The organism is Streptomyces populi, from assembly GCF_002911015.1.
GTDB classification, from domain to species: Bacteria; Actinomycetota; Actinomycetes; order Streptomycetales; family Streptomycetaceae; genus Streptomyces; species Streptomyces populi.
The window spans coordinates 217,473-234,053 of the sequence record NZ_KZ626841.1 but is presented as its reverse complement, the minus strand read 5'-3'; the positions used below and the strand labels follow the sequence as shown (position 1 = coordinate 234,053).

At 72.3% G+C, this 16,581-nt stretch carries 8 protein-coding genes; 1 reads left to right on the top strand and 7 read right to left on the bottom strand.

Going from position 1 to position 16,581, the window contains the following annotated elements; genetic code table 11:
* Positions 1 to 2,068 (bottom strand): SpoIIE family protein phosphatase (locus CW362_RS02260; protein WP_103547607.1); only part of this gene is annotated, 2,068 nt, incomplete at its 3' end.
* 251 nt (positions 2,069 to 2,319) lie between these two features.
* On the opposite strand from CW362_RS02260, the gene CW362_RS02255 reads away from it, so the two are divergent.
* Positions 2,320 to 4,386, top strand: a complete 2,067-nt coding sequence (locus tag CW362_RS02255; protein ID WP_103547565.1) for a SpoIIE family protein phosphatase — start codon at positions 2,320 to 2,322, stop codon at positions 4,384 to 4,386.
* 2 nt (positions 4,387 to 4,388) lie between these two features.
* Here CW362_RS02255 and CW362_RS02250 read toward each other — a convergent pair whose 3' ends face one another.
* The 6 genes from CW362_RS02250 to CW362_RS02225 form a co-directional block, all read right to left on the bottom strand.
* Complete coding sequence (locus CW362_RS02250) at positions 4,389 to 5,237, bottom strand: YhjD/YihY/BrkB family envelope integrity protein (protein WP_103547563.1); 849 nt, start codon at positions 5,235 to 5,237, stop codon at positions 4,389 to 4,391.
* Positions 5,238 to 5,496: 259 nt separating this feature from the next.
* Positions 5,497 to 7,590 carry a SpoIIE family protein phosphatase gene (locus CW362_RS02245; protein WP_162683939.1) on the bottom strand — a complete coding sequence of 698 codons (2,094 nt, stop codon included), beginning with the start codon at positions 7,588 to 7,590 and terminating at the stop codon, positions 5,497 to 5,499.
* Positions 7,591 to 7,724: 134 nt separating this feature from the next.
* Positions 7,725 to 8,924 (bottom strand): glycoside hydrolase family 64 protein, encoded by a 1,200-nt coding sequence (locus CW362_RS02240; protein WP_103547560.1) that lies wholly within the window; start codon positions 8,922 to 8,924, stop codon positions 7,725 to 7,727.
* 146 nt (positions 8,925 to 9,070) lie between these two features.
* Complete coding sequence (locus CW362_RS02235) at positions 9,071 to 10,339, bottom strand: glycoside hydrolase family 16 protein (RefSeq protein ID WP_103547559.1); 1,269 nt, start codon at positions 10,337 to 10,339, stop codon at positions 9,071 to 9,073.
* Positions 10,340 to 10,626: 287 nt separating this feature from the next.
* Positions 10,627 to 12,381, bottom strand: coding sequence for a tetratricopeptide repeat protein (locus CW362_RS02230; protein ID WP_103547558.1), 1,755 nt, complete (start codon positions 12,379 to 12,381; stop codon positions 10,627 to 10,629).
* Positions 12,382 to 12,578: 197 nt separating this feature from the next.
* Complete coding sequence (locus CW362_RS02225; RefSeq protein WP_103547556.1) at positions 12,579 to 16,391, bottom strand: S8 family serine peptidase; 3,813 nt, start codon at positions 16,389 to 16,391, stop codon at positions 12,579 to 12,581.
* Between the last annotated feature and the right edge of the window lie 190 nt (positions 16,392 to 16,581).

Here is a 16,581-nt window from a genome sequence, read left to right as displayed (position 1 = left end):
CGGGCACGAGCTGCCGTACCGCCGCCGAGCACAGTGCTTCGAGGTCGGGGTCCGGACGGGCGAGCAGTTCCCCCAGCTGTTCCATGCCGAGCTCCATGTCGTAGTGCGCTCCCGCCACGAGACCGTCGGTGTAGAGGCCGATGAGGCTGTTCTCGTCGAGTTCGACCTCCCTGCTCTCGAAGGCCATGCCGCCGAGGCCGAGCGGAGGACCGGCGGGCAGCTCCGGATAGGAGACGCGCCCGTCGGGGGCGACGAACACGGGGGGCGGATGTCCGGCCCGGGCCATCGAGCACCGCCTGGTGACGGGGTCGTAGACGGCGTAGAGGCAGGTCGCCCCGAGGAAGGACGAGGTCGTGTCGCGGTCGGCATCCCGCTCCATGGCGCTCCCGCCGGCCCGCTGTTCCTGGGTGCGTTCCTCGCTGAGCCGGAGCACGAGGTCGTCGAGGTGCGCCAGCAGTTCGTCGGGGGGCAGCTCCATGTCGGCGAGGGTCTGCACCGCGGTGCGCAGCCGGCCCATGGTGGCCGCCGCGTTGATGCCGTGGCCGACCACGTCGCCGACGACCAGGCCCACCCTGGCTCCGGACAGCGGGATGACGTCGAACCAGTCGCCGCCGACCCCGCCGCTCGGGTCCGCCGGCAGGTAGGAGGAGGCCACCTCCAGCGCGGTCCCGCCCGACAGCGCGTGCGGCAGCAGACTGCGCTGGAGGGTGACCGCCGCCGTGTGTTCGCGGGTGTAGCGGCGGGCGTTGTCGACGCACAGTGCCGCGCGGGCCACCACCTCGCGGGCCAGCAGGACGTCGTCGGGCTGGAAGGAGACCGGGTTGAGCGAGCGGAGGAACGTGGTGAGTCCGAGAGCGGTGTTGCGCGCCCGCATCGGCACGGAGATGAGGGAGTGCAGCCCGTACCGGCGGATGCTGGCCGCCCGCTCGGGCTCCTCGGCGAGCCACAGGTCGTCGTCCGGGTCGAGCACCTGGATGAGGACCGGTTCGCCGCTGGTGAGCAGGTGCACGTCGTGGGGCGGCGGCAGGAAGTCCGCCCGGTCGCCGACCCTGGCCACGGCTTCCGGGCACCCCTCCCGAACCGAGCTCATGCCCGCGCGCCGCATCACCGGCTTGGCGGGGGCGGGGCCCGCGTCCGACAGCCAGGCTCCGTGTCCCTCGGTGCTGAGGACGGATTCCAGGAGGTCGACGATGACGAAGTCCGCGAAGCGGGGAACGGCGAAGTCGGCGATCTCCTGTGCCGTGCGCATGACGTCGAGGGTCCCGCCGATGGTGGTGCCGGCCTCGTTGACCAGCGACAGGAGCTGCCGGGCGTTCCACCGCTCGGTGACGTCCAGGACCATGTAGCAGACGCCCGTGTAGGAGTTGTCGGCGCCGAGCAGCGGGAAGAAGGAGGAGGAGTAGGCGTGCCGGCGGTGCGGGTCGGCCCAGCTCCATCCCAGGTACTCGTAGTCGATCATCGGCTCGCCGGTCGCCAGGACCTTGCGCATCAGTCCCTCGATGGTCTCCGCCTGCAACCCCGGCAGCAGTTCGGTCAGCCGGCGCCCGAGCCGCTGCGCGCGGGGCACACCGCCGAGGTGCTCCAGGGTGTCGTTCATCCAGACGTAGCGCAGCTGCAGATCGAGCACCGCCATGCCCACCGGCGAGCGGGTCAGGAACCCGTCGAGGAAATTTCGGCCCACCGTCCACTGCCGTCTGCGGTCGCGTGCCGAGATCAGGAAGCACTCGTTCCCGCCCATGCGGAAGGACGCGGAGACGCGCAGGTCCGCGTCGACGCTCCGGCCGTCACGGTGCCGCAGGGGGATGTGGCCGCTCCAGCCCATTCCGCCGCGGCAGCGCTCCGCGACCGCCGCCACGCGCGAGGGATCCCTGGGCAGGGCGAGCAGACGGGCCACCGGGGCGCCGACCGCCTCGGCCGCCGGGTGGCCGAGAAGTGCTTCGGCTCCCCTGGTCCAGCCCATCACCACCCCGTCGCCGGACACCACCGCCGCCGCGTCGCTGGACGCGTCAAGGGGACCGCCCGGTCCTTCGGACACGGGCGCGTCGGAACCTTCCTGCGCAGAAACCATGAAGCTCTCATCCTCTACACGACCATGTTCCTGCTTGTCCGCCCGATCCGCAGGACCGGCGGACGACCGACGCCCCGGGACGGCACCGCACGGAAGCCCGCCTTCCGATCCTGGACATGCCAACGGGGAGTTCTGGAGTGGGCAAGCCCGGGGGCAGGGCGCAGCATGGAAGGGCCGGGGTCGGCACACAGGTGCCGGGCCGCGGCGACGGAGCCCGGCACACCGCGCCGGCCGGTGGAGGAGGGCCAGGGATGACAGCCGAGTCCACACAGTCCGACAGTACGGGCCACGGAGCCGAGGCGTCCCGGCCGACCGGCCTGCTGGACGTCCTGCGGGTGGGCGCGCTGGTCCTCGACGCCGACGGTCGCATCGTGTTCTGGACCCCGCAGGCCGAGGAACTCATCGGGTACACGGCGGAGGAAGCCCTCGGCAAGTACGCGGCGCGGCTGATCATCCATCCCGAGAACCTGCAGTCCGTCACCGAACTGTTCGCCGACGTGCTGGAGACGGGGCGCAGTTGGGCGGGCGCGTTCCCCATCCGGCACAAGGACGGCAGCACCCGTCTCATGGAGTTCCGCAACATGCGGCTCCTGGACGACCTCGGGGACGTCTACGCCCTGGGCATCGCGGCCGACCACACGCTGCTCCAGCGCGTCGAGACCGATCTGGCCCTCTCCGAGCAGCTGATCAACCAGTCGCCCATCGGGCTGGCCCTGTTGGACCCCGATCTGTGCTACCTCATGGTCAATCCGGCGCTGGAACGGATCGACGGCATCCCCGCCGAGGACCACGTCGGCCGTCATCTGCGGGAGACGCTGCCCTTCCCCGACGTGGACACCGTCGAGTCGGCGCTGCGTCAGGTGCTCACCACCGGCACACCGCTGCTCGACCAGTACCACGTGGGCCGCCCGCCGTCCGATCCCGACCACGAACACGCCTGGTCCCTGTCCTTCTACCGGCTGGCGGACCCGGGCGGGCGCGTCCTGGGCGCGGCCACCTCGGTCGTCGACGTCACCGAACGCCATCGCGCGGCGGCCGAGGCCGACCGCGCACGGCGTCGCCTGGCGCTCGTCGCCAGCGCCTCCACCCGCGTCGGCACCACCCTGGAGGTCGAGCAGACCGCCCGCGAACTGGCCGAGATCGCCACCCCCGAACTGGCCGACGTGGTCGCCGTCGACGTCCTCGACTCCGTCCTGGCCTGCCGCCAGAGGCGCAGGCCGGACAACGGCCCGGAGTTCTTCCGCGCCCTCGCGCTCAAGGCCTCGCACCCCACCGTGGCACTGCGCGCCGCCGACCCTCCCGGCGACCTGACGACGTACGACGGCGACCGTCTGGTGACCCTGTGCGTCCACACCGGCAGACCGGTCCTGGTGCGGCACGTCGGTGAGCGCGACCTGCCGCGCATCGCCCGCGACGCCGAGGGCACGTCCCTCCTGGCCCGGGCCGGTGTCCATTCGTACCTCGCGGTGCCGCTGATCGCGCACGGTGAGGTGCTCGGCGCCCTCGACCTCAAGCGCACCCGCAATCCGCGCCCCTTCGACGAGGACGACGTGGTGCTCGCCGGTGAGCTGGCCACCCGTGCCGCCGTGGCCATGGACAACGCCCGCTGGTTCCAGAGCGTGCGCAACACCGCCGTCACGCTCCAGCGCAGCCTGCTGCCCGATCACCCGCCGCACCTCACCGGTCTGGAGGTCGCGTCCCGCTACCAGCCGGCCCAGTCCACCAGCGAGGTCGGCGGCGACTGGTACGACGTGATCCCGCTGGCCGACGACCGGACCACCCTGGTCGTGGGCGACGTCATGGGCAACGGCATCGACGCCGCCGCCACGATGGGCCGGCTGCGCACCGCCACCTGCGCCTACGCCGACCTCGACCTCGACCCCGGCGACGTGCTCCACCACCTCGACAAGATCACGTGCGATCTGGAGCACTACATCGTGACGTGTCTCTACGCCGTGTACGACCCCCACAGCAGACAGTGCCGCATCGCCAACGCCGGACACATGCCGCCCGCGCTCGTCCCCTCCGACGGCGCTCCCGCGCTGCTGGAGCTGCCCTCGGGCGCCCCCCTGGGCGTCGGCGGCATCTCCTTCGAGACCACCACCGTCGAACTCAACCCGGGTGACCTGCTCGTCCTCTACACCGACGGTCTCGTCGAGACCCGGCTGCATCCCATCGACGACCGGCTGAACGTCCTCCTCGGTTTCCTCGACGAGCCGGACAGACCGCTGGAGGAGATCTGCGACCTCCTCCTGTACGGCCTGCGCAACTCCGACGACCACGACGACGTCGCCCTCCTGGTCGCCCGCGCGAAGTAGCCCTACGGCTCCTTCGTGTCCTTGGAGCGGCGGCGGGAGGAGACCTGCTCCCGTGTGGTGCGCCAGCGTGACCTGGCCTGTTCGACCACGCTGTTCCACTCGCGGCGGACCTCGTCGTCGGAGGGACGGTCGCCCGCGCGGATCCGGTCGAGCTCGTCGCGCATCTCGTGTCCGAGGGCCGCCGAGGCGACGAGCACGAACATCGCGGCGAAGAGCGCCGAGATCATCGCGAAGACGGCGCCGATCGCCCCGTAGCGTCCGGAGTAGGAGTTGAAGAGGCGCGGCAGGTAGACGGCCGCGCCCACCGAGTAGAGCGCGGTCAGGGCGCCCGCCGTGATGCCGAAGGGCAGCAGGTCGCGCCAGGGGATCCGCTTCGCGGACAGCGTCCAGCCGGTCCAGACGAGGAAGACGACGCTCACCGGGATCTCGCACACCGAGGCCGCCACCCCCAGCTTGCTCCCCCCGAGAACCGCGTGCAGCCACCCGGTGACGACCGCGTAGCCGCCGAGCCCGAGGATCCACCACAGACCGTTCCTTGTGTTGCGCACGCTCAGCGGGGTCAGTTCCCACGTCTGCTCGAACAGCCGCTGCGAGGCGCGCGCGAAGCTCAGCACGGAGATGATCAGGAACAGGCTCCCGAAGAGGCCCACGCTCGCGCTGGCGCTCTCGGCGGGGTCCAGCAGCGACTTGACCGCCTCGGCGCCCTGGCCGGTGAGACCGTAGCGCTGGATGATCCGGTCGGCGGCGTCGTAGTCCGAGAAGCTGCTCAGCAGGGCGCCGATGAGGATCGTGAGCGGGATGAGCGCGGTGAGCGCACTGGAGGCCAGGGCCATCGAGCGGTCGAAGCCCACGATCTTCTGGAACCGGTTGACGACCCGCAGCGCGAAGGCGGGACGCAGCCAGAACGTCAGCGTCCGGACGAGGCGCTCGCGATTGATCCCCGCCGTCCTGTCCTCCGTATCCTCGGGCCCGGTATGGCGCTGCGAGCGTAACGGACGGCCGTCCGGGCCGGGACGGACGACACGGCGCGGCCGGCCGCGTCCGGGCGGTCCGCCCGGACCGGGCCACCCGGTCGGCCGCCACCCGGGGCGGGGCGGGTGTCCGACGCGCTCACTCGTCCTCGGACAGGGCGACTTCCGCCCAGATCGTCTTGCCCCGGGACTCGGGCCGGGTCCCCCAGCGCCGGCTGACCTGCCAGGTGAGGTAGAGGCCCCGGCCGCCCTCGTCGACCTCTTCGGCGTGCCGCAGGTGCGGCACGGTGCTGCTGTCGTCGGTCACCTCGCAGACGACGGCCGATCCGTCGAGGATGAGGCGCATCGCGATGGGACCGTCCGAGTAGCGGACCGCGTTGGTGACGAGCTCGCTGACCACCAGGGTGACGGTGAAGGCGTGCTGCTCCAGCCCCCAGACCGCCAGCGCGCGCTCGGCACGGGCACGGGCCTCGGCGACGGACGCCGGGTGGTTGGGCAGTGTCCACGACGCGACCTTGTCCGGCCCGAGGCCCCGGGTACGGGCCAGCAGCAGGACGGCGTCGTTCTCCAGCTGCTCCGGTGTCAGCTTGTAGAGCACCTCGTCGCAGATCTCCTGCAGCGGCCGGCCGACCGGCCGCAACGCGTCGCCGATGCGGGCCAGTTGTTCCTGCGGGTCGTCCGAGACGGCGCGCAGCATGGCGGTGTTGGACATCAGGAGGACGCTGTCCTCGGCGATCTCGAACTCGGCGGTGCCGTACTTCGCCATGCCGCGGCCCAGCGGAGGCCCGGAGGGCGCCATCGCGTACTCGACGGTCCCGTCGGGCAGGGCGAGCACCGGAGGCGGATGCCCGGCGCTGGCGGCCGCGCAGCGGCGGGTGACGGGACTGTAGACGAGGTAGAGGCACGTGGTGTCCCCGCGCCCGTCGTCCGCCGCGGCGTCCGGACGCCGCGGCCTCTCTCCGTGGAGCCGGGTCACCAGGGCGTGCAGCCGTTCCAGTACCTCCTCGGGGGCCAGGTCGAGGACGGCCAGCGCGCTGATCGCGGCCCTCACCTCGCCCATGGTGGCGGCGGCCTCCAGGCCCCGGCCCGCGGTGTCGCCCGTCACCAGGGCCACCCGCGCCCCGGACAGCGGGATCACGTCGAACCAGTCCCCGCCCGCGCCGAGCGGGCAGTAGCTGTAGGCGGTCTCCACCGCGCCGTGCCCGAGGACGCGGGCCGGCCGCAGGCTGAGCTGGAGGACACGGGCGGCCGACCGCTCCCTGGCGTACAGCCGGGCGTTGTCCAGGCACAGGGCCACGCGGTCGGCGAGTTCGGCGGCCAGCGCGAGGTCGCCCTCGTCGAAGGCGTGCGGGGTGCGGTTCCGGTAGCAGTGGGCCACCCCGATCACGGATCCGCGGGCGGTGAGCGGCAGCACGAGCAGCGAATGCGCCCCCGCCTCGGTCAGACGCCGTCCCCGCACCGGCTCCCGCATCAGCCAGTCCGCGTCCGGGCCGAGGTGCCCGACCGCGCGCGGCCGCAGATCGGACAGGGACAGCGCGAAGGGCGTCGCGGCGGACAGGCCGATCGCCTCGCCGATGGAGGGAAGGTACCGCTCGGCGTCCAGGGCGGCGGAACGGCGGCCCGTGCACCGCAGCGCCCCGTACTCCATGGCGGTGCCCGGCGTGCTGGCCTCGCCCCGCAGGACGGAGTCCAGCACCTCGACGACCACCGTGTCGGCCAGCGCGGGGACCATCTCCTCGGCGAACTCCTGTGCCGTGCGGAAGATGTCCAGTGTCGTGCCGATGCGCCCGCCCGCGTGCTCCAGGAAGGCCAGCCGCGCCTCCGACCGCTTGCGCTGCGTGATGTCCACGATCGCCGTCGCCAGTCCGAGGACGCCGCCGGCCGCGTCCTCCAGCCGGAAGCAGGACACCGACAGCACGATCTCGGGCTGGTCGGGCCTCAGGTGGCCGCGCACCTCCACGTCCAGGGACGGCACACCCGTGTCCAGCACCTCGAGCAGCGTCGCCTCGTAGTTCCCGGAGTAGAAGTCGCCGGCCCATTCCCTCGGGTGGCGTCCCAGGGCCTCTTCCAGCGCGAAGGCCTTCACATAGCGCGCGGCCGTGTTGAAGCGCACCAGACGGAGCTGCGGGTCGAGGACGTGCAGGCCCACGGTCGACTCGGAGAAGAGGGCCCCGAGGACGGCGTGGTCCAGCTCCGACCCCGGTCGGCCATGTCCGCCCAGCGATGCAACCATGACACTTCCGTAGACCGTTGACCACCTATACATTCCGGTTTGTCAGGGTTCTACCTTATGCGCTCACCGGCGACGCGCGACCGGAGCGCCGCCGGACCGGGTGCCCCGCCCCCGCGGGCGGGGCACCCGGGGTTCTAGAAGGCCGACAGGGTCAGGCGGATCGCCGTCGGCGCGTTGTCCTGGATGAAGGAGGCGAAGTCGGCGACGTCGTCGAAGGCGAAACCGTAGGCCTTGCCGTCCTCGGTGGCCGCGTGGACGGCCTTGGAGTAGTGGTTGGTCAGCTCGGTCCGGTAGAAGTCGGCCGCGGAGGTGGTCGGCTGCGCCGGGTTGCTGAGCAGGGTGGAGCGGTTGAACCCGGCGCCGAGCACGGCGGCCACCGGTCCGGTCGTGCCGTCGTTGGGCGCGGCGAGGTTGCCGTCGCAGAACAGGACGTCACGGGTGGAGGGCTTGGCGAACGAGACGGAGGCGGGTCCGTCGAACGTGAACCTGTCCCCGCGCACCCGGCCGGTGAACGTGCCCGCGTTGGTCTTGACGGTCAGATCCTTGCCCGTGTAGGTGCTCCACACCTCGTCGATGTACGGGGCGAAGTAGTCCTTGGCGAACAGCCCGGCGTCCAGACCGTGGCCGGGGGCCATGATGCGCAGGTCGTCCACCACGAGGGGCGCGAAGTCCTCGTTCTGCTTGACGGCGGCGAAGGCGGCGGCCCGTCCGCCGTCGCGGATGGTGCCGATGGTCTGCTGCCCGGCCCCCTCCAGGCGGATGTTCATGGGCACGCTGAACATGTCGACCATCGTCGTGTTGCAGAACATGCCGGCGGAGTTGAAGGTGAACTCGGCGCAGTCGTGCAGCACCCCGAAGCTGGGGTCGGACTTGACCCAGCCGGCCGGGAACTGGAGGGCCGCGTCGCCGTTCCCGCCCTGGACCGCCTTGAACTTCAGCTTCGCGCCGAGCGACACGTAGATGCGGCCCGACATGAACGGGAGGCTCAGCTTCGTCTCGCCGCTGCCGGCCAGGGGAATCGCGTAGTCGGTGAACCCGTCGGCGCCGTTGTCCGAGAGGGAGATGGGCGCGAGCTTGCCGTCCTGGGTGACGCGGACCTGCTTCCCGTCCTGGTTGCCGACGATGTACACGTACACCGAGCCGTTGCCGAACGAGCCGCTGTTGTTGACGATCGTCAGCGGGAGCGAGCCCGCGGCGGCCTTGGTGGAGGCGTCCGTCTGGCCGGCCATGGCGTACGGAGCGATCGCCGCGATGGCGGGTGCGGCCACGGCCGCGCCGCCGAGGGCGAACAGGGCCTTGCGACGGGTCAGGTTCCGCTGGTGACGGGGCGTCATTTTACGTGTGCTCCTTGGTGCTCGTGCCTCGGAGAGGCGGTGGGGGGGAGGGGAAGGGGACAGGGGGCCGGACAGGTGCCGGAAGGGCCGGCCGAGGCCGTGCCCGAGGGCGGCGGGCCGTCCGCGCCGGGCCGGGTGACGGCCGGTCAGCCGAGCGTCCACTTCTGGTTGGCCGTTCCGGCACAGGTCCAGATCTGCAATCGGGTGCCGTCCGCCGAGGAGTTGTCCTTGGCGTCGAGGCACTTGCCCGAGCCGGTGTTCGTCAGGTCACCGGCGGAGGTGAGGTTCCACGCCTGCGCCTTCGTGCCGTTGCAGCCGTAGAGCTGGACCGGGGCGCCGTTCTCGGTGGAGGCGGCCCGTACGTCGAGGCACTTGCCGAGGGCCCGTACGGTGCCGTCGGCGCCCACGGTCCACTTCTGGGCGTCGGCCCCGTTGCAGTTGTGCAGTTGGATCGGCGTCCCGTCGGCGCCGGAGGCGCCGGCCACGTCGACGCACATGCCGCCGACGCCCTTGACGGCTCCGGTCCCGGCGGCGGGCTTGCCGGTGTCCGCGGCGGTGACCCGCACGTAGTCGACGGTCATGCTCTGCGGGAGGGAGGTGCCGGAGTCCGGGCCGCCGGGCCAGTCGCCGCCGACCGCGAGGTTCAGGATGACGAAGAACGGGTGGTCGTAGACCCACTTGTTGCCGTTCACGTCGGACGGCTTGCGGGTCTCGTAGGTCTGCCCGTCCACGGACCAGGTGATGGCGGTGGGGCTCCAGTCGACGGCGAAGACGTGGAAGTCGTCCGCGAAGGCCTTGCCGTTCGGCAGCGTGTACGCGGCGCCGATGCCGCCCGCGCCGGAGTACCCCGGACCGTGGATGGTCCCGTGCACCGTGCCGGGCTCCTTGCCGATGTTCTCCATGACGTCGATCTCGCCGCTGTTCGGCCAGCCCGCGCTGCCCAGGTCGTCGCCCAGCATCCAGAAGGCGGGCCAGACGCCCTGCCCGCGCGGCACCTTGATGCGGGCCTCGAAGCGGCCGTACGCCTGGGTGAAGGTCCGTGCGGTGTTGAGCCGGGCCGAGGTGTACTGGCAGGTCCCGTTCCAGCACTGGAGCCCGCTGTCGCCGTTCTTGCGCGCGGTGATGACCAGGTGGCCGTCCCCGTCGAGGGCAACGTTGTCAGCGCTCTTCGTGTAGTACTGCAGCTCGTGGTTGCCGTTGCCCGAACCGCCGGTCTCCAGGGTCCACTTGGCGGAGTCCGGCGCGCTTCCGGCGGCTCCGTCGAATTCGTCGGACCAGGTCTGGACGGCCGAGGCGGCGTGGGCCCTGTTCGCGGCGGGACCCGTGGCGGTGAACAGGACACCGCCGGCGGCACCGGTGGCGAGCAGCAGCGCCAGTCCGCCGAGGGACCATCTGCGTGCGCGATGAACAGCCATGACTGAACACCCCTTGTCTGTGCGGCTGTGGGGGGGGTTGAACCGGCGCGGCGACCACGCCCGCCGTGCGAGCGGGGAGAGCGGCCCTCCGTCCTTGAGAGCGCTCTCTTCCCGTACTGGTCCGTACCGGTGGGCCCCGATGCTACGCACGAGCCACCGAGAGACCAACTGCCGCCGATGCGCGCCAAATCGCTCTGACCTGGGGTTACTTGATGAAGCGGGTGACAGCCACGGTTGCTTAAGACGCGTTTAACCCGCACTTAAGAAGGAGCGCTCCGCTTCCGGGCTCAGTTCCCGCCGGTCGGTGACTCCCCGCTCACGTCCTTGGACAAGCGGTACACGAACGTGGGGAAGTCCTGTCCGGTCGCCCGGGTCCAGGCGGGCACGACCGTGTCCCGGTGCTCCGCGCGGGCGTCGGCGAAGGCGGTGACGCAGCGGGCGTGGACGTGCGTCCCGTCGGCACGGCGGGTGAGCGCCAGCAGGGAGCGCAGCGCCGCGACCGCGTCGTCGGCACGGCCGTCGGCCAGGTGGGCGCGGGCCTCCCCGGCGAGCGCGAGGGAGAGACCGGAACGCGCGGCGGCCAGGGACGCCGCGTACCGGCCGGCCCCGGAATCCGCCGCCTCGTCGACGAGGATGGCCTCCGACTCCGCGTAGCAGGCGACGGCCGCGCCGTGATCGCCGGCACGGTGCAGGACACGGCCGAGCACCCGAAGGCGCCCGGCCGTCAGGGCGTGGTGGACCGGCCAGTCGGCCTCGGCCAGACGGCGGGTGAGGGCGACCGCCTCCCGGGCGTCCCCGATCGCGCCGTCGAGGTCCCCGTCGTCCTCCCGCAGCCGGCTCAGGTCCGCGAGCACGCGCGCGAGTTGCGGCTCGTGCACCGGGGGGTCGAGGGCCGCCGCACGCCGGTACGCGGCCACGGCGCGTTCACCCGCCCGGACCGCGTCACGACGGTCGCCCGACGCCTCGTGGCAGCCGGCCAGCCGCTCGAGACAGACGGCGAGGAGAGGTTCGTAGACGTCCGGCCGTTCGGAGGCGAGGGCGGCGGACAGCTCCACCAGCTCCCGCCGTACGGCCGACTCGGCCGCCAGGTCACCCAGTTCACCGAGCTGGTCGCCGAGACGGTCGAGCGCCATGACGAGCAGCGGCTCGCCCGCCGCCCGGTCACGGACCGCCAGGGTCCGGGCCTCGGCCACGGCCTCCGCGGCGGTCGTCCGCGCCGCGGCCAGGTCTCCGGTGACCTCCAGGCAGCGGGCCAGGTCCGCGAAGAGCCTCACCCTCAGCGGCCGTACGATCTCGGGCGCGACCCGCACCATGACCGGGTCCGCGGCGTCCCGGGCCTCCCGGCCGACGGACAGTGCCTCTTCGTACCGGCCCAACGCCTCGAGGCCGGAGGTCAGTTCGCACAGCGCGCGTACCCGCACCAGGATCGCGTGGCTCAACTCGCCCAAGGACATGTCCCGTAACAGCCCGACGCACTCCTCGTAGGCGGCCACCGACTCCTCCGTGCGGCGCAGGGCGGCCAGCACCAGCGCGTAGGTGCGCAACGCGCCCGGCAGACCGCCCAGGGTCCGGTCCCGGCGGGCGGGGACGAGGCGGCGGTACGCGGCCACGGCCTCCCCCGCCGAACCCAGCGCTTCGTCCAGCCGTGCCAGGCCGAACAACGCCTGTGCCCGGAGATGCAGTTGGAGGGCCCGTTGGGCCGGCGGCCACCGCGCGTCCGGTACGTCCGAAGAGGCGTCCAGCACCGTGTACGCCTGTTCGCAGCGGCCGACGAGCACCAGCGTGTAGGCGTGCCAGACAAGGCTCCGGGCCAGCAGGTCCCGGTCCCTCGGGCGGGCGCCCTCCGCCTCGGCCAGCGTCCGGTACACGGCCGTCGCCTCCTCCGCCCAGGCGAGCCGGCGCGGCGCCGGGGGCGGCCGCAGCAGCACCCAGCCGGGCGCCAGACAGCGGGTCAGCGCGGCGCCGAGCAGCCGCCGCCCCGGGCCGGGGCCGAGCCGGGCCGTCACCCGTGACAACGGCAGCAGTGCACGCACCAGGCCCATCGGCGCCTCCCGTTCCGGGATCCTTGACCAAAGGACGACCGAGCACCCGTATTGGTTGCCCGGACCGCGCGGGGACGGGTCGCCGTCCCCGGCGGCGGGGGAACCGTCCGGCCCCCGGCGACCGGCGGAGGCCGCCCCCTCCGCCGGTCGCCCGGGCGGCGGCACGACGGCTCGGGGCGACGGCCTCCGCACACGGACTACTTCAGGCCGTAGGCGCGGATCACCTCCTGGTCGATGCGGTTGCCCGCGTCGTCCCAGCCCTCGGCCCTGAGCGACACGAAACCATGGCGCGGGGCGTCGTAACTACCCGTCCAGGTACCGGACTTGCCGGTGACCTTGACCGGCCTCCAGGTCGCTCCGTCGTCGTACGAGACCGACAGCGTCGCGCCCTGGACCGTCCCGGCGCCGGCCGCGTCCTCGAGGTGGCGAGGCGTCAGGCGGAGTGTCTGCCGGCCGCCGCGAGCGTTGTTCGCGAGGTCGGTGTCGACGCCGTAGTCCATCTGCAGCACGGCCATGCGTTCGATCTTCGTCGGGTCGGTGACCGGGTCGGACTTCACCTGCCACACCGTGTGGGTGCGGGTGGACAGCCGATAGGTGTCCGCGTCACGCTCGGCGGTGAGGTCGAGGGTGTAGACGGACGGGGTGGTCGGCGCGGGGTAGAGCGTGGCGGCCTGTGAGGTGCTGGTCTTCTTCAGGACGCCGTCCTGGTAGACCTTCAGGCTGATCGTGTCGCCGTCCTGCATCACACCGGCGTGCTGTCCCGCACCGCTGTCGGCCCAGGGCTGGACGTTGAACGCGACCTGGGCCTTCTGCCGCTGCGACCACCAGTAGGTGCCGCCGTTGGCGGGCCGCGTCACCGCTCCGAAGAAATCGCGGACCTGCCGGGAGCCCGGCTGGTACCGGGTCCGTACGCTCTGCGAGGACAGCACGAACTCCGGCCCGGTGGCCAGGGTGTCCACCCACCGCGTGCCCGGCTGCGCCGAGACGTAGTCGGTGCGGGTGCCGGGGATGTCCAGGCGTTGCAGGTACCCGGAGCCGTACTTGCGGTACGGACGGAAGCCCGACCGGTACTCGCCGCTCGGCGTGGTGGTCGTGCCGTGGAAGCGCATGTCCACGGTGGCCAGGTCGGACGGACGCGGCCGGTAGGTCAGCCCGGTGGACGGGATCCGGTCCGGGTGGGCGTCGGAGAGGTCGTACACGTACGGGGAGTTGGGCACACCCTCGACGCCCAGCCGGCCCCGGCCGCGCCTGGCGTCGGCGATCAGCGCGGCGCCCTCGCGCGCGGTCAGGGAGAACACCGGTACGGCGCTGTAGCCGCCGCCCGCGGTGCCGACGTACTCCATCAGCTTGCCGGGCCGGTCGTCGACGACGATCAGCAGCGCGGCCCCGGCGTCGGCCGCGGCCTGCGCGCGGTCGGCGGCGGAGACGACGTCCGAGCGGGTCACCAGCGCCACCTTGCCCTTGACGCGGAGCTTCGCGTACTCGGCGGCGGTGCCGGTACCGGCGTACACCGTGTCCAGGCGCTTGTCCCCGTCGTACAGCGCGCTGCCGGCCTGGCCCATCGGCCGGAGCTCGCGCCCGTCGTCGGTGAGGGTGAGGAACGGGACCGCCTTGCGCCAGCGGGTCTCGTACTCGAAGGAGCCGGTCGTCACCTTGCGGGTGGGCAGCACGAACATGCTGTCGTACTTGACGCCCAGCAGGTACTGCACCTCCAGGATGCCGAACCCGTACTGGTTGAGGTCCGAGCCGTCGGCGCGGTACCAGTTCATGGACAGCGTCCGGTTCTCGGTCCTGCGCGGGACCTCCGCGCTGACCTCGCGCGTGCGGCTCGCGTCGAGGACGACGTCCCGGTCCTGGTCGAGGACGACCTCGGGGTCGCCCAGCAGCGCCATGCCGGCCGAGTCCGGACCGTGGCTGCCGGCCACGTCCAGGAACGCCACCAGGCTGAAGGTGCCCTCGCGCATCCGCAGGTCGAGCTCGCCGCTGTCGTCCACGTACGCGGCCCAGGGGTCCGTGTCGCTGCCGAACTGCTGCATCTCGACGTAGCCCGCGGCCGGCTTGCCGGAACGGTCCTTCAGGGAGATGTGCAGGGTGTGCCGGGTGTCCTCCCGGTACAGGCCGACCTGGGTGCGGGCGAGCGCCGCGCCGGAGCCGTCGGTGGCGGTGATCTCGCCCAGGTAGCGGCGGCCGTCGGCGCCCAGGCCCGGCTTCGCGGTGGCGGTGACGGTGGCGGTGCCGTGGGCGGGCACGGTCACGGTGTCGGCGGAGAGGGTGAACATGCCGTCGGGGGCGGGCTTGCCCTTGTCGACGTACGGGTCGGTGTCGTACGGGCCGCCCGCGATCGTGGCGTTGAGCGACAGGTGCAGCTCGGCGGGCGAGTCACCGCTGTTGGAGTAGGTGATCGTGCGGTCGACCGGCTGCGCGCCCTCGTGCGGCCAGGCGTCGAAGCCGAAGTACGCCGAGCCGGTCGCGGTCACCGTGGCGGCGGTCGCGGCGGAGACGTCGAGGCGTCCGGACCCCACCTGGTAGGCGGTGTACGAGGTCAGCTTCTTGGAGGTGCTCATCAGAGCGTCCTTGAGCTGCCGCGCCTTCCAGTCCGGGTGCTCCTGGGCGAGGATCGCCGCGGCGCCCGCGACGTGCGGGGTCGCCATCGAGGTGCCGCTCATCGACTGGTACCACCCGGTCGCCGCGCTGCCGCCCGCCTTGGCGGCCAGGACGGCGACGCCGGGGGCGGCGATGTCGGGCTTGAGGGCGTAGTCGTTGAGGCGCGGACCCCGGGAGGAGAAGGACGCGAGCTTGTCGGCGGAGTCCGTGGCGGCGACGGTCAGCGCCGCGTCGGCCGCGCCGGGGCTGCCGATGGCCGTCTCGTAGCCGGAGTTGCCCGCGGCGATCACGAAGAGCGCGCCGGTGTCCTCGGTGAGCCTGTCGACGGCCTGGCTCATCGGGTCGGTGCCGTCGGAGGGCTGGGAGGAGCCCAGGCTCATGCTGACGACCTTGGCGCCGTGGCTCGTGGCCCACTCCATGCCGGCGATGACCCAGGAGTCCTGGCCGTAGCCGTCGTTCGAGAGCACCTTGCCGACCATCAGATCGGCGCCGGGTGCCACGCCCTTCTCGGCGCCGTCGGACGCGGCTCCGCTGCCGCCGACGGTGGAGGCGGTGTGGGTGCCGTGCCCGTGGCCGTCGTCGGTGGTCTCGTCGGGCACGAAGCTCTGCGACTCGCCGATCCGGTCGGCGAGGTCCGGGTGGTGGGAGTCGGCGCCGGTGTCCAGCACGGCGACCTTGACGCCCTTGCCGTCGAGGCCCTTGCCCCAGGCGTCGGGGGCGCCGATCAGCGCGGTGCTGTCCTTGAGGGTGGCCTTGACCCGGCCGTCCAGCCAGATCTTGGACAGACCGTCCCGGAGCTTCGGCGCCGGGGCCGCGGTCCCGGTCGCGGACGCCGCGGGGGCGACGGACTTCCACAGCTTGCGGGCCTGCTCCTTGGCCGCCCGGACGGACGTGCCCCGGACGATCGGCAGGGAACGCACCTCGGTGGCGCCGGCGGGCGTGATCCGGTCGGCCGGCGCGGTCTTGGCGCCGTAGTTCAGGATCAGCGGGATGCCGGTGCTGTGGGCGTCGTCGTAGCCCTGCTCGATCAGGGCGGTGACGTCGAACAGCCGCCGGTCCAGCCGGTTCGCGGCCAGGTAGGGCAGTACCTCGTCCGGGTAGACGTAGAGGTCGCCGCCGACGGTCTCGGTGCGCACGCCTCCGAGGGCACCGGGCGGGCGGGTCACGTCGGCGGTCTGCTCACCGCCGGAGAGACCGGTGACGCGTACGACGTCGCCGGTGAGGAGGGTGACGGTGTGCTGCCCGGTCCCGGACGCCGCGACAGGGCTCGCGGGAACGGACGTCGACGAGGCGTCGGCCACGGCGACACCGGGCGGCCAGGCCAGGGAGGTCAGGACCGCGAGGGTACCGACCGCTGCCGCGAGCGCTCTTCGGCTGCTTCGACGGGGAGGTATGGGGGAGATCATGGAGCGTTTTCTATCGGCCCCGGACCTGCGGAGGGAACAGCGGGCGCTGGCACGAAAGCGCCACGTCTCACATGTGCCAGATTGACGAACTCCCCACAAATACAGGGGAGTTATCTCATTCGCCGCGCCCTCGGCCACATCCGGCACCGGCCCGCCCGCGCGCCCTCGCCGGGCTCCTGACCGCCCCGCC

Coding starts and splice junctions, on each gene's coding strand:
- CW362_RS02255 (WP_103547565.1), top strand. CDS start 2,320: ATGACAGCCGAGTCCACACAGTCCGACAGTACGGGCCACGGAGCCGAG.
- CW362_RS02245 (WP_162683939.1), bottom strand. CDS start 7,590: ATGGTTGCATCGCTGGGCGGACATGGCCGACCGGGGTCGGAGCTGGAC.
- CW362_RS02240 (WP_103547560.1), bottom strand. CDS start 8,924: ATGACGCCCCGTCACCAGCGGAACCTGACCCGTCGCAAGGCCCTGTTC.
- CW362_RS02235 (WP_103547559.1), bottom strand. CDS start 10,339: ATGGCTGTTCATCGCGCACGCAGATGGTCCCTCGGCGGACTGGCGCTG.
- CW362_RS02230 (WP_103547558.1), bottom strand. CDS start 12,381: ATGGGCCTGGTGCGTGCACTGCTGCCGTTGTCACGGGTGACGGCCCGG.
- CW362_RS02225 (WP_103547556.1), bottom strand. CDS start 16,391: ATGATCTCCCCCATACCTCCCCGTCGAAGCAGCCGAAGAGCGCTCGCG.